19 protein-coding genes and 1 pseudogene are annotated in these 23,889 nt (G+C 71.5%); 11 read left to right on the top strand and 9 right to left on the bottom strand.

Annotation, left to right across the window (positions count from 1 at the left end; translation table 11 throughout):
* Positions 1-61 precede the first annotated feature (61 nt).
* Together P3T34_RS13410 and P3T34_RS13405 are read left to right on the top strand one after the other, a co-directional pair.
* Positions 62-1,210: a ComEA family DNA-binding protein gene (locus P3T34_RS13410; protein WP_280666267.1), complete on the top strand. Its 1,149-nt coding sequence runs from the start codon at positions 62-64 to the stop codon at positions 1,208-1,210.
* 40 nt (positions 1,211-1,250) lie between these two features.
* A pseudogene (locus tag P3T34_RS13405) lies at positions 1,251-3,719 on the top strand (ComEC/Rec2 family competence protein); the annotation flags it as partial.
* A gap of 367 nt (positions 3,720-4,086) precedes the next feature.
* Here the strand turns inward: P3T34_RS13405 and P3T34_RS13400 are convergent.
* Positions 4,087-4,347, bottom strand: a complete 261-nt coding sequence (locus tag P3T34_RS13400; protein WP_280672042.1) for a hypothetical protein — start codon at positions 4,345-4,347, stop codon at positions 4,087-4,089.
* Between the two features lie 111 nt (positions 4,348-4,458).
* On the opposite strand from P3T34_RS13400, the gene holA reads away from it, so the two are divergent.
* Positions 4,459-5,454, top strand: coding sequence for a DNA polymerase III subunit delta (gene holA / locus P3T34_RS13395; RefSeq protein ID WP_280666266.1), 996 nt, complete (start codon positions 4,459-4,461; stop codon positions 5,452-5,454).
* Between the two features lie 50 nt (positions 5,455-5,504).
* Here the strand turns inward: holA and P3T34_RS13390 are convergent, their stop codons facing one another.
* The 3 genes from P3T34_RS13390 to P3T34_RS13380 form a co-directional block, all read right to left on the bottom strand.
* Positions 5,505-6,119: a hypothetical protein gene (locus P3T34_RS13390; protein WP_280666265.1), complete on the bottom strand. Its 615-nt coding sequence runs from the start codon at positions 6,117-6,119 to the stop codon at positions 5,505-5,507.
* Positions 6,120-6,517: 398 nt separating this feature from the next.
* Complete coding sequence (rpsT, locus tag P3T34_RS13385) at positions 6,518-6,781, bottom strand: 30S ribosomal protein S20 (protein ID WP_280666264.1); 264 nt, start codon at positions 6,779-6,781, stop codon at positions 6,518-6,520.
* A 131-nt stretch (positions 6,782-6,912) separates the two neighbouring features.
* Positions 6,913-7,218, bottom strand: a complete 306-nt coding sequence (locus P3T34_RS13380) for an antibiotic biosynthesis monooxygenase (RefSeq protein WP_280666263.1) — start codon at positions 7,216-7,218, stop codon at positions 6,913-6,915.
* Positions 7,219-7,404: 186 nt separating this feature from the next.
* Here P3T34_RS13380 and lepA point away from each other — a divergent pair, with 186 nt between their 5' ends.
* Complete coding sequence (gene lepA / locus P3T34_RS13375; protein WP_280666262.1) at positions 7,405-9,276, top strand: translation elongation factor 4; 1,872 nt, start codon at positions 7,405-7,407, stop codon at positions 9,274-9,276.
* Positions 9,277-9,339: 63 nt separating this feature from the next.
* Here the strand turns inward: lepA and P3T34_RS13370 are convergent, their stop codons facing one another.
* Positions 9,340-11,238, bottom strand: a complete 1,899-nt coding sequence (locus P3T34_RS13370) for an ABC transporter ATP-binding protein (protein ID WP_280672040.1) — start codon at positions 11,236-11,238, stop codon at positions 9,340-9,342.
* Between the two features lie 98 nt (positions 11,239-11,336).
* Positions 11,337-13,070 (bottom strand): ABC transporter ATP-binding protein, encoded by a 1,734-nt coding sequence (locus P3T34_RS13365; RefSeq protein ID WP_280666261.1) that lies wholly within the window; start codon positions 13,068-13,070, stop codon positions 11,337-11,339.
* Positions 13,071-13,349: 279 nt separating this feature from the next.
* Here P3T34_RS13365 and P3T34_RS13360 point away from each other — a divergent pair, with 279 nt between their 5' ends.
* Both P3T34_RS13360 and hemW read left to right on the top strand, forming a co-directional pair.
* Positions 13,350-15,263: a long-chain fatty acid--CoA ligase gene (locus P3T34_RS13360; RefSeq protein WP_280666260.1), complete on the top strand. Its 1,914-nt coding sequence runs from the start codon at positions 13,350-13,352 to the stop codon at positions 15,261-15,263.
* 49 nt (positions 15,264-15,312) lie between these two features.
* Positions 15,313-16,542: a radical SAM family heme chaperone HemW gene (hemW, locus tag P3T34_RS13355; RefSeq protein WP_280666259.1), complete on the top strand. Its 1,230-nt coding sequence runs from the start codon at positions 15,313-15,315 to the stop codon at positions 16,540-16,542.
* Here the strand turns inward: hemW and P3T34_RS13350 are convergent, their stop codons facing one another.
* From P3T34_RS13350 to htpX, 3 genes are read right to left on the bottom strand one after another with little or no spacing between them, the layout of a single operon-like run.
* Entirely contained in the window at positions 16,543-17,373 is an 831-nt protein-coding gene (locus P3T34_RS13350; RefSeq protein ID WP_280666258.1) for a DUF3097 domain-containing protein, read from the bottom strand. It abuts the gene before it with no gap.
* Positions 17,374-17,395: 22 nt separating this feature from the next.
* The gene (locus tag P3T34_RS13345) at positions 17,396-17,980 is read right to left on the bottom strand and encodes a hypothetical protein (protein ID WP_280666257.1); all 585 of its coding nucleotides are present in this window, start codon (positions 17,978-17,980) and stop codon (positions 17,396-17,398) included.
* Between the two features lie 49 nt (positions 17,981-18,029).
* Positions 18,030-18,956: a zinc metalloprotease HtpX gene (gene htpX, locus P3T34_RS13340; protein ID WP_280666256.1), complete on the bottom strand. Its 927-nt coding sequence runs from the start codon at positions 18,954-18,956 to the stop codon at positions 18,030-18,032.
* 243 nt (positions 18,957-19,199) lie between these two features.
* Between htpX and hrcA the strand changes: the two genes are divergently transcribed.
* The 5 genes from hrcA (at position 19,200) to P3T34_RS13315 (ending at position 23,803) form a co-directional block, all read left to right on the top strand.
* Positions 19,200-20,360, top strand: a complete 1,161-nt coding sequence (gene hrcA, locus P3T34_RS13335) for a heat-inducible transcriptional repressor HrcA (RefSeq protein ID WP_280666255.1) — start codon at positions 19,200-19,202, stop codon at positions 20,358-20,360.
* Positions 20,361-20,451: 91 nt separating this feature from the next.
* Positions 20,452-21,588 (top strand): molecular chaperone DnaJ, encoded by a 1,137-nt coding sequence (gene dnaJ, locus P3T34_RS13330; protein ID WP_280666254.1) that lies wholly within the window; start codon positions 20,452-20,454, stop codon positions 21,586-21,588.
* A gap of 91 nt (positions 21,589-21,679) precedes the next feature.
* Positions 21,680-22,429, top strand: coding sequence for a 16S rRNA (uracil(1498)-N(3))-methyltransferase (locus P3T34_RS13325; protein ID WP_280666253.1), 750 nt, complete (start codon positions 21,680-21,682; stop codon positions 22,427-22,429).
* Positions 22,430-22,521: 92 nt separating this feature from the next.
* A complete protein-coding gene (locus P3T34_RS13320) occupies positions 22,522-22,881 on the top strand; it encodes a histidine triad nucleotide-binding protein (RefSeq protein WP_280666252.1) in 360 nt (119 codons plus the stop codon).
* 4 nt (positions 22,882-22,885) lie between these two features.
* The gene (locus P3T34_RS13315) at positions 22,886-23,803 is read left to right on the top strand and encodes a ribonuclease Z (RefSeq protein ID WP_280666251.1); all 918 of its coding nucleotides are present in this window, start codon (positions 22,886-22,888) and stop codon (positions 23,801-23,803) included.
* Positions 23,804-23,889 lie beyond the last annotated feature (86 nt).

The following is a 23,889-nucleotide window of genomic DNA, read 5'->3' as shown; positions in this document are numbered from 1 at the left end:
GTTGTCCACAGGAATTTTCCTGTTTCCGCCGGGGACTCCGTTCGTCCTTACCTTCGTGTCCATGGGAACCACACGAAGCAGCCTGAACCCGGCGCTGGCGCGCCGCCGGGAGACCACCGAGGTCTTCCGGCACCGGATGACCCACCTCTTCGCGGTGGCGGACCAGGACCACCTGGTCGCCGCCGCTCCCGCTCCCGCTTCCGCCGAGACGCACCCTGCTGCGCCGTCCTCGCGGGTCCTCCCTGAGGACTGGCCCAATGGTTACGGGCGGCGCCGCGACCGCCGACGATCCGCGCAGGCCCCCGTTCCTCCCGACCCCGCCGCTCCCGACCCCGTTCCTCCCGGCCCCGTCACGGCCGCCCCGGTCGACGTCGGCCCGGACGATGTCGCGGCGCTCCCACGGCTCCCGCCGCCGTCCTCGCCGCTCGCTGACACGCGCGCCGCTGACGGCCTTTCACCTCCCTCCGATCCCTCCAGTCCTCCGGGTGCCCACCGCTCCTTCCGGCCCCGGCTGCCCGCGGCTCTCCACTCCCTCCGCTGGGTGGACCGAAAGGCCGTCCTCGGTCTCAGCGTGCTTCTGCTGATCGCCGTGGCGTACGCGGTCCAGCACTTCTGGTTCGGCCGGCCGCAGGCCGTCGCCGTGCCAGTCGCCTCCATCACCGCCGCCGGCTCACCCGGACCGGCGGGTGGCCCGGCAGCGGCGGCAGCAGCCGTCGCGCGGGGCGCGGGCGCCGTGCCGGCCTCTGCACCGGGCGCCGCGGTCGAGGGCGCGGCGGACGCGGTGGGGGCGCCCGTCGCCGCCGTGGTGGTCGACGTCGCGGGGAGGGTGGCCGACCCCGGGGTCCGCTCACTGCCGGGCGGATCGCGGGTGGCCGATGCGATCCGGGCCGCCGGCGGTGCCCAGTCCGGGGTGAACACCGACGAGCTCAACCTGGCCCGGGTCCTGGTCGACGGTGAGCAGATCCTGGTGGGGGCACCGTCTCCGCCACCGGGTCAGGCCGCCACGCCCGCTCGGCGTGCGCCGATCAGTCTGAACCGGGCAACGGTGGAGCAGCTTGACGCCCTGCCAGGGGTCGGGCCGGTCCTCGCCCAACACATCATCGACTTCCGCGGCTCCCACGCGGGCTTCCGCTCACTCGACCAGCTCCGCCAGATCAGCGGCATCGGTGAGCGCAAGCTAGCCGAACTCAAACCGCTGCTCACTCTCTGACCGACCGCCACGTCCAGTGGATGCGCTCCCGAACGAAGGGATGGTTCCGGTGCCTCACGCGGCCCGAGAAGTCGATGGCCTGTCAGCACATCGCCCGGACGGCATGGATCTCCGCCTGCTGCCGCCGGCCCTGGCGGCCTGGCTGTCGGCGGCTCTGCTGGTCGACGCCGACGCCCGGTACGCACCGCTGCTGCTGATCGGGGCCGGACTCGCTGCCGTGGTCGCCGTCGTGCTGCTGTTCGGCAGTCGGCGCATCTGGCGCATCCGGCGCCAGCGGCGGGTAGCCGGCACGGCAGCGCTGGCCGTGACCGCGGCGGTACTGCTGAGCGCCGCGGCCTCCACGGTCTGCACCGTTCTGCAGACGGCGGACCTGCACCGCGGCCCGCTACCGGCGCTGGCCCGCGCCGTCCCGGCCGACCAGCCCGTGCGCGCCGTCGAGGTCGAGCTGACGATCACGGGTGACCCGCACACCCACACCTCTCGGACGAAGGGCTCCGCCCCTGGTCAGGATCTGCTCACCGTCGAAGCCACCGCCGACCAGGTCACCGCGCCGTCGACGGCCTCCAGCACCCGCCCCGCCACTACTCCTTCTTCCACCCCTCCTCCCGCTCCTCCCGCTCCCCCCACCAGGACGCGAACCAGGACCCCCGTCACCGTCGTGGTCCGCGCGCGCGACGTGCAGGCATGGCAGGGCCTGCTGCCGTCCACCCGGCTCGCCGCCGAGGTGCGGGTGCTGCCGTCCTCCGGGCAGCGGGTGGACTCGGGCATCTCCCTGCTCGCCGAGGGGCATCCCCGGCTGCTGGCTCAGGCCAGCGCCGTGCAGCAGCTCGCGGGGCGGCTGCGGAGCGGATTGCGCCAAGCGTGCGAGGAGTTGTCCCCGGACGCCCGGGCGCTCCTCCCGGGCCTGGTCATCGGTGACACCTCCGGCTTTCCGGACGAGCTGCAGGAGGCCTTCCACGTCACCGACCTGGTCCATCTGATCGCGGTCAGCGGCGCCAACCTCTCGATCGTGCTGGCGGTCCTGCTCGGTGCCCCGGGCCGCGCCGGCACAGCCGAACGCGGCGGCCTGGCAGCCCTGTTGGGGCTCCCGCTGCGGATCGCCGCGCTGCTGGGAGCCGCGCTGACGCTGGCCTTCGTGACGCTCTGCCGCCCCGACCCGAGCGTGCTGCGGGCAGCGGCGACCGGCCTGGTCGGCCTTCTCGCCCTGGCCATGGGCAGACCGCGGCAGGCCGTTCCGGCGCTGGCCGGTGCGGTCCTCGTGCTGGTCCTGGTGGATCCCTATCTGAGCCGCTCGTACGGCTTTCTGCTCTCCGTGCTCGCCACGGCGGGTCTGCTGACCCTCGGGCGACGTTGGGCGGCGGCGCTGCGGGAGCGCGGCTGGCCGCACCATCTCGCCGACGGGCTTGCGGCAGCCGCCGCCGCTCAGGCGCTCTGCGCGCCGGCGACAGTCCTGCTGGCGCCCCGGGTGAGTGTGGTGGGGATCCCCTGCAACCTCCTCGCCGAGCTGGCCGTCGCGCCGGCGACGCTCCTGGGATTCGGCGCGCTGGTGACCTCCCCGTTCTCGATGGGCGTCGCCCAGTTCCTGGCCGGCCTCGCCGCCGTGCCGACCGAATGGCTGGTCGCCGTGGCGCGTTACGGAGCCGCCCTGCCCGGAGCCGAGTTCGCCTGGACCCCGGGCTGGCCAGGTGCTGCGCTGTTGGCCGTCGCCATCGCTGCCGCCGTCAGCGCCGCCCCGCTGTTCTTCCGCACGCCACCGGACTCCGAGGTGGTGCCGTTCGACTCCGACGCCAAGTCGACAGCGGCCGCACCCGGCGTCCCCGCCCCCCGGCAGCCCTCCTCCCTGCTGATGCCCACACCCAGGCCACCTGCGCCGAGCCGACGCCGCAGGCTGCTCATCCCGGTGCTCCTCGTGACCGCGCTGTTCCTGCTTCTGCTGCGCCCGCCGTCACTGGTCCGGATCGCGACCGGTTGGCCGCCGGTCGGCTGGCGGCTCGTCATGTGCTCGATCGGACAGGGCGACCTGCTCGTCCTGCCGGTGCCGCGCGGCGAGGAGGCCCCGGACACGGCGGTCGTGGTCGACACCGGCCCCGACCCAGCGGCCGCCGACGCCTGTCTGCGGGATCTGGGCATCACCCGGATCCCGCTCGTCATCCTCTCCCACTACCACGCCGACCACAGCGAGGGCCTGCCCGGTGTGCTGCACCAGCGCGCGGTGGGGGCCATCGAGACGACCACCCTGGACACACCGCCGGGGGAGGCGGCCAAGGTGGTCCGCTGGGCCGCGACCGCACATGTCCCGCTGGTCCGCGCCGCACCGGGGGAGCACCGGGACGCGGGTCCGGGGCTGTCCTGGGACGTGATCTGGCCGGCCGGTCCGCTCGGGTTGGACACGCCGGGTCCGAACAACGCCAGCGTGGCCCTGCTGGTGACGGCCGGCCGGCTGCGCTTCGCGTTGCTCGGCGATCTGGAGCCGGCCGCCCAGGCCGAGTTGCTGACCCGCGCGCGCCCGGGACCGGTGGACGTCCTGAAGGTGGCCCACCACGGCTCGGCGCACCAGGACTGGGAGTTGGCGGCGGCCCTGCGCCCCCGGCTGGCCCTCATCTCCTCGGGCCGGGACAACCCCTATGGACACCCGGCAGCGGGCACGGTGCAGCGCCTGCGCGCGCTGGGCGCCACCGTGCTGCGTACCGACCGCCTGGGCGATATCGCCGTCCTGGGCGACGACCCCGCAGGCCTACGGGCACTCGTGCACCCCCACCCCGACACCCCGGACACCTCCGACGCCGGCAGTCCCGACACCGGCAACCCGGATACCGGTACACCCGACATCGGCAACCCCGGCGGGCTGGATCCTGCCCTGGTCGCCCTGGGCGGGCTCAGCCGTCCTCGCGCCATCCGTCGTGCTCGGCCAACACCGCGTCGACCACTGCCAGCAGCTCGTGGTCCCAGACCCCGGTCACGGCCGGGGCCTCCAGGACCACCAGCCACTGGGCGTCCTCGGCGTCGTCCTCGCCTGCCAGCGCGTCGCGTACGAGCTCCAACGGGCCCAACTCCGGCCGCCGCGCGGTGAGCTCCCCGGCGACCTCCTCGGCGGAGTCGCGGTCGGCGAGGACGAGCAGCTGGCGCCCGGTGGTCACGGGCCGGTCATCGATGTCATGGTCGGTCACCCGTCCATTGTGGCTGCTGCGGTCGTCCCGCCCGCCCGCGCGGCCCGGAGCTGTCGGCCCCCCGTGGGATGCTGGTAGGCGATGGCCAGGAAGAGTGCACCCGACGACCTGCTCGCCCCGCTGACCCTCGCGGTCGGCCAGGAGGAGCTGCTGCTCGACCGCGCGGTCGCCCAGGTGGTGGCTGCGGCGAGAGCGGCGGATCCCGACACCGACGTCCGCGACATCGCCCCCGGCGGCCTCCAGCCCGGCAGCCTCGCCCAGCTCACCACCCCGTCGCTCTTCGCCGAGCGCAAGGTCATCGTGATCCGTGCCGCCCAGGACCTCGGTGCCGACTCGGTCAAAGAGGTCAAGGCCTACCTCGACTCCCCGATCGAGGAAGTGATCATGATCTTGGTGCACGCGGGAGGCGTCAAGGGCAAGGGTTTGCTGGACGCCGGCCGCAAGGCGGGCGGCCGCGAGGTCGTCTGCCCCAAGCTGACCAAGGCCGGCGAGCGGATCGCCTTCGTCCGCGGCGAGTTCAAGACGCTCGGCCGCTCCGCCAGCCCCGAGGCCTGCCAGGCCCTGCTGGACGCGCTCGGCAGTGACCTGCGCGAGCTGGCGGCGGCCTGCAGCCAGCTCACCTCCGACGTCGAGGGGACGATCGACGAGCGCGTGGTCGCCCGTTACTACAGCGGTCGTGCCGAGGCCACCGGCTTCGAGGTGGCCGACTTCGCGGTGACCGGCCGGGCCGCCGAGGCCCTGGAACGGCTGCGCTGGGCGCTGGCCGTGGGCCAGCCGCCGACCGGCATCACCTACGCCCTGGCCGCCGGGGTCCGCGGCATCGGCCGGCTGGCCTCCGCCGACCGCTCGATGCGCCCGGCCGACCTCGCCCGCGAGCTGGGCATGCCGCCCTGGAAGGTGGACCGGGTCCGCCAGCAGATGCGCGGCTGGACCGGCGATGGCGTCGCCACCGCGCTGATCGCGATCGCCGAGGCGGACGCCGCGGTCAAGGGCGGCTCCGACGACCCGGCCTTCGCCCTGGAGCGCGCCGTCGTCACCGTGGCCCGCGCCGCCCGTGCGGGCGCCCGCCAGTACTGAGACCGACCGGACCCGACCGGTCTGAGCCCGTCCGGCCGCCCGCGGCGCGTTCAGCGCCCGCCGATGGCCCGCAGCGCGTCCCGGGTGTCCATCACCAGCGCCTCCCGGACGCTCTCGCGGTCCGGTGCGCTCTCCTTCCCCGCCTGGTAGGAGCCCGACCAGGTCAGATAGCAGGTCAGCGCCCCGTCCCGGACAAACAGGCTCTGGGTCAGGTAGTGCCGGGTCGGGTCCGACCCGCTGTGGTCGTCGAGGAAGGCCACGAAGGCCCGATCCCCCAGGCCCGGGACATCGCCGACCTCGAAGTCGCGCTGCTCGAAGCCGCCGCGCTGGGCGTCGAACTCGGGCGCCGCGCTCACCGCCCGATGCAGCTGCACCTCCATGGAGAGGGTGATGTAGCCGCTGTCGTCGGCCACCCGCTTGAGGTACTGGCTGCAGTACATGTCGTCGAGCGCCGGGGTGCGGGTCGTGTAGTGGTACGGCGCCCCGGAGGCGACCGGGTAGAGCCGGTCGAAGCTGACGAACCGCACCGCGGCGCACAGGTCGTCGGGGGTCCGGTAGCCGCCCACCGGCAGCGGGGAGGAGGCTGTCACGACCATCGACGGCACCGACCACACCACGGCCGTCCAGACCGCCGAGGCGAGCAGCGCGCCCGTGAAGCCCCACACCGCCCGCCGCAGGACCCGCCTGCTGCGACTCGGCTCACCCGAAGGCCCTGGCCCAGTAAAAGCCCCCGGCCCAGGGAAAGCCCCCGGCGCCGGCGGCACGGCGTAGCCGCGGGTGGTCTGCTGTGGTGTCGACATGGGCGTCCCCAGGGCGCAGCGGAGCGTGACGAGGCAGAACGACGAGGCAGAACTGAGCGCGGCTCAGAGGATAGCCGCAAGCCGCAAACGCCGACAGGCGCCGCAGCCGTCCCCCGAAGGGAAGGGCCGCGGCGCCTGCCGCTCTGCTGTGTGCACCGCACCCGCGTGGCGAACGCAGGCCGCGTGCGGTACGCTGTCGTGCGCCTCAGGGCTCCGGGTAGAGGGCCGGTATCACCCGAGGGGGGTAAGGCTTAAAGCTGAAATCAGGCCGAAACGGTGACGCGCTTGGTGATCGCCGACTTCTTGTTGGCGGCCTGGTTCTTGTGGATGACACCCTTGCTGACGGCCTTGTCGAGGGCCTTGGAGGCCGCGCGGGCCAGCACGGTGGCCTTCTCGACGTCACCGGCGGCAGCGGCCTCACGGGCCTTGCGCACAGCGGTCTTCAGCGAGGACTTGACGGCCTTGTTGCGCAGGCGCGCCTTCTCGTTGGTCTTGTTGCGCTTGATCTGGGACTTGATGTTCGCCACGAAGGAGCCTCAGTCTTGTCTATTCGGTCTGAACTCGGATGCACCCGCCACCCCGGTCAGGCTGAGAGGGCATGCCGAGGTGAGGTGCAGCGACCTACGGTACCAGGGGCGTCCCACCCACCCCAAACCGGTCAGGCGCGGTGGACCGGCTCCCCGTAGTGCTCGACCGAGGGGAACGGCGCGTAGAAGTGGTGCAGCAGCTCGCGCCACCGCTCGTACTCCGCCGAGCGGCGGAAGCCCTCGGTGTGGTCGCTCAGCTGCTCCCACCGCACCTGGAGCAGGAAGCGCGAGCCGAGCCCCTCGTCCAGGCAGCGCCGCAGCTCCAGTCCGCGGAACCCGGGCCGGCCCGCGATCAGCGGCTTGGCCTGCGCGAAGGCGGCGAGGAACTCGTCCTCGCGGCCGGGCAGCACATTCAGCGTTGCGCTTTCCAAGATCATGCCCGGCAGCGTACGGGCGCCGCCGCCCGGCGGGGAAGAGCTGGACGCGGTGGCGGAGCGGGCTCGTGGGAGGATGGTGGTAGCCATGTCGATCGGACGAGACCGTCCGGTCCCCGGGAAGCGGCTCCTTCTGTTGAAAGACGGGGCGAGCACCCGGCCCCCGGAGCAACGGAGAATCGGACCAAGGTGCCCGCGACCCCTACGAACGTGCCACAGCCCAGCCGTACCGACCCGGCGCTGATCCGCAACTTCTGCATCATCGCCCACATCGACCACGGCAAGTCCACCCTCGCCGACCGCATGCTGCAGATCACCGGCGTCGTCGACCCGCGGCAGATGCGTGCCCAGTACCTCGACCGGATGGACATCGAGCGCGAGCGCGGAATCACCATCAAGTCGCAGGCGGTCCGCCTCCCGTGGGCGCCGAAGACCGGCGACAACGTGGGCACGACCCACATCCTCAACATGATCGACACGCCCGGCCACGTCGACTTCACCTACGAGGTGTCCCGTTCGCTGGCCGCCTGTGAGGGCACCATCCTGGTGGTGGACGCCGCGCAGGGCATCGAGGCGCAGACCCTCGCCAACCTGTACCTGGCGCTGGAGAACAACCTCACGATCATCCCGGTCCTCAACAAGATCGACCTGCCGGCCGCCCAGCCGGAGAAGTACGCCGCCGAGATCGCGCACATCATCGGCTGCGACCCGGAGGACGTCCTGAAGGTCAGCGCCAAGAGCGGCCTGGGCGTCGAGGACCTGCTGGACCACGTGGTCGCCAAGGTCCCGGCCCCGGTCGGCGTCAAGGACGCCCCGGCCCGCGCGATGATCTTCGACTCGGTCTACGACACCTACCGCGGCGTGGTGACCTACGTCCGGGTGGTCGACGGTGAGCTCACCAAGCGCGAGCGCATCCAGATGATGTCCACCGGCGCGACGCACGAGTTGCTGGAGATCGGTGTCATCTCGCCCGAGCCGCGGGTCTCCGACGGCCTTGGCGTCGGCGAGGTGGGCTACATCATCACCGGTGTGAAGGACGTCCGGCAGTCCAAGGTCGGTGACACCATCACCTCGATGCACAAGGGTGCGACCGAGGCGCTGGGCGGCTACAAGGACCCGCGTCCGATGGTCTTCTCCGGCCTCTACCCGCTGGACGGCAGCGACTACCCGCTGCTGCGCGACGCCCTCGACAAGCTCCAGCTCAACGACGCCGCCCTGGTGTTCGAGCCGGAGACCTCGGTCGCGCTGGGCTTCGGCTACCGCTGCGGATTCCTCGGGCTGCTGCACCTGGAGATCGTCCGGGAGCGGCTGGAGCGCGAGTTCAACCTCGACCTGATCTCCACCGCCCCCAACGTGGTCTACCGGGTGGTGATGGAGGACGGCAGCGAGCACACCGTCACCAACCCGAGCGAGTTCCCCACCGGCAAGATCTCCGAGGTCCACGAGCCGGTGGTCCGCGGTTCCATCCTGGTGCCCAACGAGTTCGTCGGCGCCGTCATGGAGCTCTGCCAGGGCCGCCGCGGCAACATGCAGGGCATGGACTACCTCTCCGAGGAGCGGGTGGAGCTGCGCTACACCCTCCCGTTGGCCGAGATCGTCTTCGACTTCTTCGACATCCTGAAGTCCAAGACCCGCGGCTACGGCTCCTTCGACTACGAGCCGATCGGCGAGCAGACCGCCGACCTGGTCAAGGTCGACATCCTGCTGCACGGTGACGCGGTGGACGCCTTCTCCGCCATCGTGCACAAGGACAAGGCCTACAACTACGGCGTCATGATGGCCGGCAAGCTGCAGAAGCTGATCCCGCGCCAGCAGTTCGAGGTGCCGATCCAGGCCGCCATCGGCTCGCGGGTGATCGCCCGTGAGACGGTCCGCGCGATCCGCAAGGACGTCCTCGCCAAGTGCTACGGCGGTGACATCTCCCGGAAGCGGAAGCTGCTGGAGAAGCAGAAGGAGGGCAAGAAGCGGATGAAGATGGTCGGCCGCGTGGAGGTCCCGCAGGAGGCCTTCATCGCCGCGCTGTCGACGGACGCGGACAGCCCCAAGGACGCCAAGAAGTAGACGTACCTGGCACACCGAAGGCCACCACCCGCTGCGGGTGGTGGCCTTCGGCATGTGTGAGGGTCAGGCCGTCTCGGCGACGGCCTGGGCGAACTGCGCCTGGTAGAGCTTGGCGTACGCGCCGCCGGAGGCGATCAGGTCGTCGTGCGAGCCCTGTTCGACGATCGAGCCGTTCTCCATCACCAGGATCACGTCGGCGTCCCGGATGGTGGAGAGCCGGTGGGCGATGACGAAGCTGGTGCGGCCGGTGCGCAGGGTGGCCATGGCCCGCTGGATCAGCACCTCGGTACGGGTGTCCACCGAGCTGGTGGCCTCGTCCAGCACCAGGATGCTGGGCTGGGCGAGGAACGCCCGGGCGATGGTGATCAGCTGCTTCTCGCCCGCGCTGACCCCGGTGCCCTCGTCGTCGATCACGGTGTCGTAGCCGTCCGGCAGGGTGCGGACGAAGCGGTCGACGTGCGCGGCCTTCGCCGCCTCGATCACCTGCTCGCGGGTGGCCGCCACCGAGCCGTACGCGATGTTGTCGGCGATCGTGCCGCCGAACAGCCAGGTGTCCTGGAGCACCATGCCGATCCCGGAGCGCAGGTCCTCGCGGGACATCGCGGCGATGTCCACCCCGTCCAGGGTGATCCGCCCGCCGCTGACCTCGTAGAACCGCATCAGCAGGTTGACCATGGTGGTCTTGCCGGCCCCGGTCGGGCCGACGATCGCCACCGTGTGGCCGGGCTCGACCTTGAGCGAGAGGTCCTCGATCAGCGGCTTGTCGGCCTCGTAGCGGAAGGCCACGTCCTCGAAGGAGACCAGGCCGCGCAGTTCGGCCGGCCGCTCGGGGTGCAGCGGCTCGGCGGACTGCTCCTCGGCGTCCAGCAGCTCGAAGACCCGCTCCGCCGAGGCGACGCCGGACTGCACCAGGTTGGCCATCGAGGCGACCTGGGTGAGCGGCTGGCTGAACTGCCGCGAGTACTGGATGAATGCCTGCACGTCACCGATCGACAGCGCGCCGCTGGCCACCCGCAGACCGCCGACCACCGCGACCAGCACGTAGTTGAGGTTGCTGATCAGCATCATCGCGGGCTGGATGGTCCCGGAGATGAACTGCGCCTTGAAGCTGGCCCCGTAGAGCGCGTCGTTCTCCTGGCGGAAGATCTCGGCGGCCTCCTTCTGCCGGCCGAAGACCTTCACCAGCGAGTGGCCGGTGTACATCTCCTCGATGTGGCCGTTGAGCTTGCCGGTGGTCTTCCACTGGGAGACGAACTGCGGCTGGGCCCGCTTGCCGACCCGAGCCGCGACGACCACCGAGAGCGGCACCGAGATCAGCGCGATGAGCGCGAGTATCCAGGAGATCCAGAACATCATCGCCAGCACGCCGACGATGGTGAGCAGCGAGTTCACCACCTGGCCCATGGTCTGCTGCATGGACTGGCCGATGTTGTCGATGTCGTTGGTGACCCGGCTGAGCACCTCGCCGCGCGACTGCTTGTCGAAGTAGCTCAGCGGCAGCCGGGAGAGCTTGGTGTCCACATCCGTGCGCAGCCGGTTGACCGTGCGGTTGATCGCGCCGGCCGCCAGCCGGCCCTGCAGTATGCCGAAGAGGCCGGAGGCGACGTAGATGGCCAGCACCCAGAGCAGCACGGTGCCGATGGCGCCGAAGTCGATGCCCTGGCCGGGGGTGAAGTCGATCGCGTTGAGCACACTGGCGAGGTGGTCGCCGCTCTGCTGACGGACCAGTGCGACCGCCTGGGCGTGCGTCAGGCCGGCCCGGAACCTCCCGCCGGTCGCCCCCTTGACGATCAGGTCGGTGGCCTGACCGAGGATCTTGGGCCCGATCACCGCGCAGCCGACGCTGAGCGTGCCCAGCGCGACGACGCCGCTGAGCGCGGCCCGTTCGCGCTTGAGCATCCCCAGCATCCGCTTGCCGGAGCCCTTGAAGTCCATCGACTTCTCGGCCGCCTGACCGCCCATGAAGCGGCCTGCGCCGCCCGGCCCGCGCCGTGCGGCCGCCTCTGCGGAGGCGTTGACCACGGCGGGTTTCGTGGTGGTGGTCGGGGTCTTCGCGGTGGTCACGCCGCCTCCTGCTCGGTGAGCTGGGAGAGCACGATCTCCCGGTATGTCGGGTTGTCGGCCATCAGCTCGTGGTGCGTTCCGCTGCCGACGACCACGCCCTCGTCCAGGACGATGATCCGGTCGGCGTCGCGGATGGTGCTCACGCGCTGAGCCACGATCAGCACCGTGGCGTCGGCGGTCTCCCGGGCCAGCGCCTTGCGCAGCCGGGCGTCGGTCGCGTAGTCGAGCGCGGAGAAGGAGTCGTCGAAGAGGTAGACCTGCGGGCGGCGGACCAGCGCGCGGGCGATGGCGAGCCGCTGGCGCTGACCGCCCGAGACGTTGCTGCCGCCCTGGGCGATCGAGGCCTCCAGGCCGCCGTCCAGCTTTTCGACGAAGTCCTTGGCCTGCGCGGTCTCCAGCGCCTGCCAGAGCTCCTCGTCGGTGGCGTCCGGACGTCCGTAGCGCAGGTTGCTGGCCACCGTGCCGGTGAACAGGTACGGCTTCTGCGGCACCAGGCCGACGGTCTCGGCGAGCAGCGCGGGGTCGAGTTCGCGGACGTTCACGCCGTTCACCAGCACCTCGCCGCCGGTCGCGTCGAAGAGCCGCGGGATCAGGCCGAGCAGAGTGCTCTTGCCGCTGCCGGTGCTGCCGATCACGGCGGTGGTCTGGCCGGGCCGGGCGTCGACGTCGATGCCGCGCAGCACGGGCGACTCGGCGCCCGGGAAGCGGAACTCGACGCCGCGCAGCTCCAACTGGCCGTGGTCGCGCATCTCGGTGACCGGAGCGGACGGCGGGACCACGCTGGAGTCGGTGGAGAGCACCTCCATGATCCGCTCGGCGCAGACCTCGGCGCGCGGCACCATCATGAACATGAAGGTGGCCATCATGACGCTCATCAGGATCTGCATCAGGTAGGAGAGGAACGCCGTCAGGGCGCCGATCTGCATCCCGCCGTCGGCGATCCGGTGCGCGCCGAACCAGAGCACGGCGACGCTGGAGATGTTCACGACCATCATCACGGACGGGAACATCAGGGCCAGCAGGCGGCCGACCCGCAGCGAGGCGTCGGTCAGCTCGTCGTTGGCCCCGCCGAAGCGGGCCTGCTCGTGGCCGTCCTTGACGAAGGCCCGGATCACCCGGATACCGGTGATCTGCTCGCGCAGGATCCGGTTCACCTTGTCGATCCGCTCCTGCATGCTGCGGAACTGCGGGCGCAGCCGGCGGACCAGCAGCGTCACGATGACACCGAGGAGCGGTACCACCACGATCAGCAGGCCGGAGAGCGGGACGTCCTGGTTGAGCGCCATGACGATGCCGCCGACGCACATGATCGGCGCGGCCACCATCAGGGTGAACGTCATCAGCGTCAGCATCTGGACCTGCTGGACGTCGTTGGTGGTGCGGGTGATCAGCGAAGGGGCGCCGAACTGGCCCAGCTCGCGGGCGGAGAAGCTCTGCACCCGGTCGAAGACCGTGGCGCGGATGTCCCGGCCGATCGCCATCGCGGTGCGGGCGCCGAAGTAGACCGCGCCGATCGAGCAGAGGGCCTGCGCGATGGTGACGCCGATCATCACCCCGCCGGTCCGCATGATGTAGCCGGTGTTGCCGGTGAGCACGCCCTTGTCGATGATGTCGGCATTGAGTGTCGGCAGGTAGAGGTTGCCGATGGTCGAGATGAGCTGGAGGAGGACCAGCAGGACGATCGGTTTGGTGTAGGGCCGGAGATGGGCCCTGAGAAGTCGGATCAGCACTCGGACACTCTCATGGTCGGCAGGGGGATTCGCATCCCCATTTTGGGTCTTCCATCCGGCCGCCGGACGGGATTACCGTGTCCGGGCTGCCGGTTTTGCGCTGTCCACTGCACTGGGGCCGGCGTGTCGTGCCAGACTCCGCACCCCTCTTACGTAACGGCCTCTTAGCCCCTAGGCTGGCGCCTGTCTAGTTACCAGCCAGTTAACAAGCCCGTCGGGCGGCCCCCCTCACCTCCGCTCGATGTCCGCCCTCGGCCACCTGGTCCCCCGGAGGTCTCGTTGAGTTCAGCGCAATCCGTGATCGGCTCCGACAAGGTTGCCGGGCGCCCAGCGTCGGTCGCACACCTTTTCCTCAGCAGGGTAGAGGCCACACCTGACGCCGAGGCCTACCGGTTCCCGGTCCCGGTGGACGAGCACGCGGCCGACAGCACGCCCGGGGCAGAGCAGTGGCGCTCGCTGACCTGGGCGCAGACCGCCGTACGGGTCAAGAACGTGGCCGCCGGCCTGATGTCCCTAGGCGTCCGCGCCGAGGACCGGGTCGCGATCGCCTCCTCCACCAGGCTCGAATGGATCATCGCAGACCTCGGCAACATGTGTGCCGGTTCCGCGACCACAACTGTTTACCCGAGCACCAACGCGGATGAGACGGCGTTCATTCTCGCAAATTCCGCGAGCAAGGCGATGTTCGCCGAGAATTCCGCCCAGCTCGACAAGGTGGTCGCCCAGCGTGAGGTGCTGCCCGCACTCGCCCAGGTGATCCTTTTCGACGCGCCCGCCGAGCCGGTCGAGGTGGCCGGCCTTGAGGTGCTCACCCTCGCGGAGCTGGAGGAGCGCGGCGCCGGCTACCTCAAGGAGCACCCGGACGCCGTCGAGCAGGCCGTCGCCGCGCTGGACCGCGAGCAGCTGGCCACCCTCATCTACACCTCCGGCACCACCGGCCGGCCCAAGGGCGTCCGCCTGGTGCACGACTGCTGGGCGTACGAGGGGGCGGCCCAGCACGAGAGCGGGCTGCTGCGTCCGGAGGACGTGCAGTTCATGTGGCTGCCGCTGTCGCATGTCTTCGGCAAGACGCTGATCTCGGGCCAGATCTCCACCGGCCATGTGATGGCGGTGGACGGCCGGGTGGACCGGATCATCCACAACCTGCCGGTCATCCGGCCCACCCTGATGGCCTCGGCGCCGCGGATCTTCGAGAAGGTCTACAACGGCATCGCGGGCCGGGCCAGGGCCGAGGGCGGCGCCAAGTACAAGATCTTCCTGTGGGCCGCCAAGGTCGCCCGCGACTACGCCCGGACCGCCCAGGCCAGCCGCATCGCCACCGGTCGGGAGAGCGTGCCGCTCGGCCTGAAGCTGCAGCACGCGGTCGCCGACAAGCTGGTGTACGCCAAGATCCGCGCCGCGTTCGGCGGCCGGCTGCGCGGCTCCGTCTCCGGCAGCGCCGCGCTGGCCCCCGAGCTCGGCTACTTCTTCCTGGGCGCCGGCGTGCCGATCCTGGAGGGCTACGGACTCACCGAGACCAGCGCCGGCTCCACGGTCAACCGCGCCGAGGACATCCGGGTGGGGACCTGCGGCCGGCCGCTGCCGGGCACCGAGGTCCGGATCGCCGAGGATGGCGAGATCCTGCTGCGCGGCCCCGGTGTGATGCGCGGCTACCACGAGCTGCCCGAGCAGACCGCCGAGGTGCTGGAGCCGGACGGCTGGTTCCACACCGGCGACATCGGCGAGCTGGACAAGGACGGCTACGTCCGGATCACCGACCGCAAGAAGGACATGTTCAAGACCTCGGGCGGCAAGTACGTCGCGCCCAGCGAGGTCGAGGGCAAGTTCAAGGCGATCTGCCCGTTCGTCAGCAACATCCTGGTGATCGGCAACGGGCGCAACTTCTGCACCGCGCTGATCTCGCTCGACGAGACGGTGATCATGCCGTGGGCGGTGGAGAAGGGCCTGGCGGCCAGGACGTACGCCGAGGTGTGCGCCTCGCCGGAGGCGCACACGCTGGTCGAGGGCTTCGTGAAGAAGCTCAACGCCGAGCTGCAGCGCTGGCAGACGATCAAGAAGTTCACCCTCCTCCCGCGCGACCTGGACATCGAGCACGGCGAGCTGACCCCGAGCCTCAAGATCAAGCGCCCGGTGGTCGAGCGGACCTACGCGGACGCGGTCACCGAGATGTACGCGGGGGCCAACGAAGCGTGAGCCATCCGGTCCGGTACGGCCCGCCCCGGCCGTACCGGACAATGGACGCATGCCCTCCGCACTTCCCGACGGCGAACCCGTGCCGTCCGACGGTTCCCTGCCCGCCCACGCCCTGACGGGGCTGGGCGAGCGGCCGTTCGGCTTCTACCTGCACGTGCCGTACTGCGCGACCCGCTGCGGGTACTGCGACTTCAACACCTACACCGCCACCGAGCTGCGCTCCTCGGGGGCGGTGGCCTCGCAGGAGACCTACGCCGAGAACCTGGTCGGCGAGATCCGCCTCGCCCGCCGGGTGCTGGGCGAGACCGACCTGCCGGTGCGTACGGTCTTCCTCGGCGGCGGCACGCCGACCCTGCTGCCGGCCCGCGACCTGGTGGCGATGCTGGCCGCGATCCGCTCGGAGTTCGGGCTCGCCGACGGCGCCGAGATCACCACCGAGGCCAACCCGGAGTCGGTCGACCCGGCCTACCTGGCCGAGCTGCGCGAGGGCGGCTTCAACAGGATCTCCTTCGGCATGCAGAGCGCCCGCCCGCATGTGCTGCAGCTGCTGGACCGCCACCACACGCCGGGGCGGCCGGAGGCCTGCGTCGCCGAGGCCCGCGCGGCCGGCTTCGAGCACGTCAACCTGGACCTGATCTACGGCACGCCGGGCGAGACCGACGACGACTGGCGGGCCTCGCTGGAGGCCGCCATCGGCGCCGGGCCCGACCATGTCTCCGCCTACTCGCTGATCGTCGAGGACGGCACCAAGCTGGCCGCCCGGATCAAGCGCGGCGAGCTGCCGATGGTCGACGACGACGTGCACGCCGACCGCTACCTGATCGCCGAGGAGGCGCTGGCCGCCGCCGGGTACTCCTGGTACGAGGTCTCCAACTGGGCCACCAGCGAGGCCGGTCGCTGCCGGCACAACGAGCTGTACTGGACCGGAGCCGACTGGTGGGGCGCCGGCCCGGGCGCGCACAGCCACGTCGGCGGGGTGCGGTGGTGGAACGCCAAGCACCCGGCGGCGTACGCCCAGGCGCTCGCGGAGGGGCGCACTCCCGCGCTCGGGCGCGAGGTCCTGCCGGACGAGGACCGCCGGGTCGAGCGCATCCTGCTCGAACTGCGGCTGGTCGACGGCTGCCCGCTCACCCTGCTGGCCCCGCAGGGCCTGCGGGCCGCCGAGCGCGCCCTGGCAGACGGGCTGCTCGCGGCGCGGGCCTACGCCGAGGGCCGCGCGGTGCTGACGCTGCGCGGGCGGCTGCTGGCCGACGCGGTGGTCCGCGACCTGGTCGACTGACTACAGCCCCGGCTCGCTGACGAAGTCGATCAGCTCCTCGACCCGGCCGAGCAGCGCCGGGTCGAGGTCCCGGTAGGAGTTGACCGAGGCGAGGATCCGCTTCCAGGCGGCCGGGGTGTCCACCGGCCAGCCAAGACGGCGGCAGACCCCCTCCTTCCACTCCTCGCCGCGCGGGACGTCCGGCCAGCCCGCGATGCCCACGCTGGACGGCTTCACCGCCGCCCAGACGTCGATGTACGGATGCCCCACCACCAGCACCGCGTCCCCCGTCACCTGGGAGGCGATCCGCTGCTCCTTGGTGCCGGGCAGCAGGTGGTCCACCAGGACGCCCAGCCGCCGCCCCTGGCCGGGGGCGAACTCCGCGACGATCGCCGGGAGGTCGTCGATCCCCTCCAGGTACTCGACCACGACGCCCTCGATCCGCAGGTCGTCGCCCCAGACCCGCTCCACCAGCTCGGCGTCGTGCCGGCCCTCGACGTAGATCCGTGACTCCCGCGCGACCCGGGCCCGGGCGCCGGGGACCGCCAGCGAGCCGGAGGCCGTCCGGGCCGGGCCCCGCGCGGTGGCCGGGCCGGACGGCCGCACGAGGGTCACGACCTTGCCCTCCAGCAGGAACCCGCGCGGGACCAGCGGGAAGACCCGCTGCTTGCCGAACCGGTCCTCCAGCGTGACGGTGAATCCCTCCGCCGTCTTCTCGCAGCGCAGCACCGCCCCGCAGAAGCCGGTGGCGGCGTCCTCCACCACCAGGTCGCGCTCGGCCGCCACCTCCGGCGCGGGCTGCTGCCGCTTCCAGGGCGGGGTGAGGTCAGGTCCGTAGTGAGTGCTCCGCATAGTCAGCGACTTTAGACCGGTGTTACAGCCCCGGAGCGCCCCAGACCGGGAACCAGCGGCTGAGGTCGGACTCCACCCGCAGGTCGTTGCCCAGCATCGCCTTCACCTGGAGCTCCAGCGGGCTGTTGCGACGCTCCCCGCCACCCCGCATCGGGGCGAACGGGAAGAACGTCCCGCGCTTGTAGAGGTACACCAGGGCCAGCGACTGCCCGGCCTCGTTGCGGAAGCCCACCAGCGAGCAGAGCAGCTGCGGGCCGAAGCCGTTCGCCTCCAGCTCGCTGTTGACCGCGTGCAGGTCGTTGACCAGCTCCGGGAGCTCCTCGGGGGTGTGCCGGGCGAGCAGCCAGGAGTAGCCGTACTCGTCCTGGCTGGCCTCCACCGGCACGCCGCCGTTGGGCGTGTCGGCGTCCAGCAGGGCGCGGATCTGGCGCTCCACCTCGCCGAACGCCCCGCCCTCGACGGCGGCGAAGCAGACCGAGCCGAGGCCGGTGGGCCGGAACCCGGCGGCCGCCTCCAGGGTCAGCGCGGCCGAGGGCACGCCGAAGAGCTGGTCGAGGTCGGGCCGCACCGGCTTGCTGCGGCCGAGCAGGGCGTCCAGGAATCCCACGGGTCGTTCCTTCCAGACAGGTGACGAGTCGGGCTTGTACCGACCGGGCTCAGCGTCCCAGTTCGGCGGAGATCTTGCCCAGCTGCTCCAGCCGCTGCTCCAGCGAGGGGTGCGTGGACAGCAGCTGGGAGGCAGCGTCGCGCGCGCTGAGCGCGGGGGCGAAGTAGAAGGCGTTGTACGGCTGCGCCTTGCGCAGGTCCTTGGTCGGGATGGCGGCGATCTGCCCGGTCACCTTGGTCAGCGCCGAGGCCAGTGCGCTGGGACGCCCGGTGAGTTGGGCGGCGGCCCGGTCGGCGGCCAGCTCGCGGTAGCGCGAGAGCATCCGGGTGAGCAGGAAGCTGAGCGCGTAGACCACCACGCTGACCGCGGTGACCACGAGGATCATCAGGGCGGCGTTGTCGTTGTTGTTGTTATTGCGGTTGCCGCCGCCCATCATCCCGCTGTAGAGCGCGATCCGGGTGATCGCTCCGGCCAGCACGCCGAGGAACCCGGCGATGGTCATCACCGCGACGTCCCGGTGGGCGATGTGCGAGAGCTCGTGGGCGAGCACGCCCTCCAGCTCCTCCGGGTCGAGACGGCGCATCAGTCCGGTGGTCACGCAGATCACCGAGTTGTTCTGGTTGCGCCCGGTGGCGAAGGCGTTGGGCATGTCGTTGTCGGCCACCGCGACCCGCGGCTTCGGCATGTCGGCCAGCGCGCAGAGGCGGTCAATGGTGCCGTGCAGCTGCGGGTACTGCTCGGGGGTGACCGGCCGGGCGCCCATCGCCCGCTCGGTGATCTTGTCGCTGAACCAGAACTGGGCGATGAACAGGCCGCCGGACAGCAGCACGATCAGCGGCCAGGCTCCCTTCAGCAGGACGATCAGCACACCGGTGAAGCCCACGTAGAGCAGACCGATCAGGAACATGGTGGTGACCATCCGCCCCGTCAGCCCGCGGTCGGGGGCGAAGCGGGTGTGGGGACCTGATGCCGACATGGCTGCTCCTCTGGAAATCACTCTCGGTTGCTGTCGATGCTGCCACTTAGTTCCCCCGCAGGCACCACCCGTGCCCGGAAGTGATCCGCGCGGCATCCAGGGACAGGGCGTTCCTGCTGACGGACCCGGGCCTTACACTGGCAGGTACGGTTCTGGCACTCGGCTCGCCCGAGTGCCAAACCCGTCACAGGACACCACAAGACCTGGGTACCAGGACAACGTGCGAAGAGGGAGGTGCGTGCCATGTTCGATGAAGCAGAGTCCGACCCCCGCCCGCCCGGCCGGTCGTCCACATCCGACGGACCTTCGGGCCCCCGTGTCACGCCCGCCCGCACCAGTCGCCTGGACACCAGCCACCTGCTCGACGCCGGCCGCCTGGAGGTCCGCCAACTCGACGAGCGCAAGCTCGCCGTGCTGCGCGCCATCGTGCAGGACTACGTCGGGACCGAGGAGCCGGTCGGCTCCAAGGCCCTGGTCGAGCGCCACAACCTGGGTGTCTCGCCGGCCACGGTCCGCAATGACATGGCCACCCTCGAAGAGGACGGCTACATCCACCAGCCGCACACCAGTGCGGGCCGGATCCCCACCGACAAGGGCTACCGGCTCTTCGTCGACCGGCTGGCCGAGGTGAAACCGATGAGCGCGCCGGAGCGGCGCGCCATCCGCCACTTCCTGGACGGCGCGGTCGACCTGGACGACGTGGTGGCCCGTACGGTCCGGCTGCTCGCGCAGCTGACCCGGCAGGTCGCGGTCGTCCAGTACCCGTCGCTGACCAGGTCCACCGTCCGGCACGTCGAGCTGCTGGCGCTGGCGCCGAGCAAGGTCATGCTGGTGCTGATCACCAACACCGGCCGGGTCGAGCAGCGGATCGTCGACTGCCCGGGTCCGGTGGGCGAGACCACCCTGGCTGACCTGCGGGCCCGGCTCAACGCCCAGGCCGGCGGCCGGCGCTTCCCGGACGTCCCGGCCCTGGTGGAGGACCTCCCGTCCTCCTTCGAGGCGGTCGACCGTCCGATCGTCACCACGATCCTCTCCACCCTCTTCGAATCGCTGGTGGAGCAGAACGAGGAACGGATCATGCTGGCCGGCACCGCCAACCTGACCAGATTCGGCCATGACTTCCCGCTCACCATCCAGCCGGTGCTCGAGGCGCTGGAGGAGCAGGTGGTGCTGCTGCGCCTGCTGGGTGAGACCGCCGACGCCGGGATGACCGTCCGGATCGGCCGGGAGAACGAGTACGAGGGCCTGAATTCCACCTCGGTCGTCTCCGTCGGTTACGGTTCGGGCGATGAGAGCGTGGCAAAACTGGGTGTGATCGGCCCCACCCGGATGGACTATCCGGGCACAATGGGGGCGGTGCGAGCGGTGGCACGGTACGTGGGCCAGATCCTGGCCGAATCGTAGAGGCAGTAGAGATAGTGATGCGGGCGGGCTCACCTGGGCGCGTCCGGACCAGTCGCAGCACCTTCTAGAGGCGGAACAAGCGGAGCATTTGGTGGCCACGGACTACTACGCGGTACTCGGCGTCCGACGGGATGCGGGGCAGGACGAGATCAAGAAGGCGTTCCGGCGCCTCGCGCGTGAACTGCACCCGGACGTCAACCCGGACCCGAAGACTCAGGAGCGGTTCAAGGAGATCAACGCCGCCTACGAGGTGCTCTCCGACCCCGCGAAGCGGCAGGTCTACGACCTCGGCGGCGACCCGCTGTCGCCCAACGGCGGCGGTGGCGGCTTCGGCGCGGGCGCGGCCGGCTTCGGCTTCTCCGACATCATGGACGCCTTCTTCGGCGCCGCCTCAGGCCAGCGCGGCCCCCGGTCGCGCACCCGGCGCGGCCAGGACGCCATGATCCGCCTGGAGATCACCCTGGACGAGGCCACCTTCGGCACGACCAAGGAACTCCAGGTCGACACGGCCGTCACCTGCACCACCTGCAGCGGTGAGGGTGCCGCCCCCGGCACCTCCGCGCAGACCTGTGACATGTGCCGCGGCAAGGGCGAGGTCTCCCAGGTCACCCGGTCCTTCCTGGGCCAGGTCATGACCTCGCGCCCCTGCCCGCAGTGCCAGGGCTTCGGCACCGTCGTGCCGACCCCGTGCCCCGAGTGCGCCGGCGACGGCCGGGTGCGCGCCCGCCGCACGCTGACCGTCAAGATCCCGGCCGGTGTCGACAACGGCACCCGGATCCAGCTGGCCGGTGAGGGCGAGGTCGGCCCCGGCGGCGGCCCGGCCGGCGACCTCTACGTCGAGATCGCCGAGACCGCCCACCCGACCTTCCAGCGCCGCGGCGACGACCTGCACTGCACGGTCACCATCCCGATGACGGCGGCCTCGCTCGGCACCCAGGTGCCGCTGCAGACCCTGGACGGCCTGGAGGAGGTCGACATCCGGCCCGGCACCCAGTCCGGCCAGTCGATCCCGCTGCACGGCCGGGGCGTCACGCACCTTCGCGGGGGCGGCCGAGGCGACCTGATAGTGCATGTCGAGGTGCAGACGCCCACCAAGCTCGACCCCGAGCAGGAGGACCTGCTGCGCCGCCTGGCGGTGCTGCGTGGCGAGGAGCGGCCCTCGGGCACCTTCGCACCCGGTCAGCAGGGTCTGTTCTCCCGCCTGAAGGACGCCTTCAACGGCCGCTGAGCGGTCACGAACGCTGAGCTGTCAGAACCAACTGGCCGGTCCCTGCCCGCTGTGCGGCGGGGGCCGGCCATCATTCTGTGAGGAACGCCCCATGACCGCGCCCGTCTTCGTCGTCGACACCGACCGCCTCGCCGCCGCCTCGCCGGGCGCCGTGGTCAGGCTGGACGGAGCCGAGGGGCGGCACGCCGCAGCCGTGAAGCGGCTTGAGGTGGGCGAGGCGATCACCCTCACCGACGGGCTCGGCCTCGGCGGCCACGGCACGGTGACGGCCGTGCTCGGCAAGGACGCCCTGGACGTGACCCTCGCCGACACGGTCGCCGAGCCCGCGCCGAGCCCGCGGATCGTGGTCGTCCAGGCGCTGCCCAAGGGCGACCGCGGCGAGCTGGCGGTCGAGACGATGACCGAGGTCGGTGTCGACGTGGTGATCCCCTGGGCCGCCTCGCGCTGCATCACCCAGTGGAAGGGCGAGCGCGGTGCCAAGGCGCTGGCCAAGTGGCGGAGCACCGCGCGCGAGGCGGGCAAGCAGTCGCGCCGGCTGCGCTTCCCCGAGGTGCGCGAGGTGATGACGACCCGCCAGCTGGCCCCGCTGCTGGCCGCGGCGGCGCTGGCGGCCGTCCTGCACGAGGAGGGCGCCGAGCCGCTGGCGGCGGCGCCGCTGCCGACGGCCGGGGACATCATGCTGATCGTCGGGCCCGAGGGCGGGGTCAGCCCGGAGGAGCTGACGGCCTTCGCCGCGGCCGGCGCGAAGCCGTACCGGCTGGGCCCGTCGGTGCTGCGCACCTCGACGGCGGGCGTCGCGGCCGGCGCGCTGCTGCTGGGCCGCGCGGGCCGCTGGTCCTGAGCTCCGGGGGCCCGTCCCTGCGCCACTGCCTGTCCGGTAGTTTGACGGCACGTCCGACGAGCCGCCCGACCACGTTCCCCGGAGAGTGACCCATGGCCGAACCGACCGACCCCGACTGCCTCTTCTGCAAGATCGTGGCGGGCGACATCCCGGCCACCGTGGTCCGCGAGTCGGAGCGCACCCTCGCCTTCCGCGACATCCACCCGCAGGCCCCCACGCACATCCTGGTCATCCCCAAGGCGCACTACCCGAACGCCGGCGCGCTGGCCGCCGCCGAGCCCGCGCTGGCCGGCGCGCTGCTCTCCGAGGCGGCCGAGGTGGCCGCCGACGAGAAGCTCGACGGCTCCGGCTACCGGTTGATCTTCAACACCGGTGCGGGCGCCGGGCAGACCGTGTTCCACGCGCACGTCCACCTGCTGGGCGGCCGGGGCTTCTCCGAGGGCCTGGTCTGATCCGGTGTCCATGCGCGAACTCGTCGTCCTCGGCACGGCCAGCCAGGTGCCCACCCGGCACCGCAACCACAACGGCTACCTGCTGCGGTGGGACGGCGAGGGACTGCTCTTCGACCCGGGGGAGGGCACCCAGCGGCAGATGCTGTACGCGGGCGTCTCGGCCACCGACCTGACCCGGATCTGCGTGACGCACTTCCACGGCGACCACAGCCTGGGTCTGGCCGGGGTGATCCAGCGGATCAACCTGGACCGGGTCCCGCACCCGGTGCACGCCTACTACCCGGCCTCCGGCCAGGTCTTCTTCGACCGGCTGCGGCAGGCCACCGCCTTCCACGAGACGGCCGAGCTGCGCCCGCACCCGATCGCCGCCGCCGGCCCGCTGGACGGCGCCGGCGCGCCCTTCGAGCTGTCGGCCGTCCAGCTCTCGCACCCGGTGGACTCCTTCGGCTACCGGCTCACCGAGCCGGACGGCCGCCGCCTGGTGCCCGAGCGGCTGGCCGCCCTCGGGGTCCGCGGACCGGATGTCGGCCGGCTCCAGCGCGAGGGCCGGATCCAGCTGGACGACCGTACGGTCACCCTGGCCGAGGTCAGCGAGGCCCGGCCCGGCCAGCGCTTCGCCTTCGTGATGGACACCCGGCTCTGCGACGGCGTCCACGCGCTGGCCGAGGGGGCCGACCTGCTGGTGATCGAGGCGACCTTCCTGGCCGCCGACGCCCGTCTCGCCAAGGAGCACGGCCACCTCACCGCCGCCCAGGCGGCCCAGGTCGCCGCCGCGGCCGGCGTCCGGACCCTGGTGCTGACCCACTTCTCGCAGCGCTACCCGGACCTGGACGGACATCTCGCCGAGGCCCGCGCGCACTTCGACGGCGAGCTGGTGGTCGCCGAGGACCTGGCCCGGATTCCGGTGCCGTCCCGCCGATGAGGGCCGAAAAGGGGTGGCATCACCGCCGGAACTGCCCGACCATCGATCAGGCCGCAGCACGGCTGACGACCGCGCGGCGTACCCTG

It is taken from the genome of Kitasatospora sp. MAP12-44, from assembly GCF_029892095.1.
In the GTDB taxonomy this organism is placed as follows: domain Bacteria; phylum Actinomycetota; class Actinomycetes; order Streptomycetales; family Streptomycetaceae; genus Kitasatospora.
This window is presented reverse-complemented; position numbering and strand designations above follow the sequence as displayed.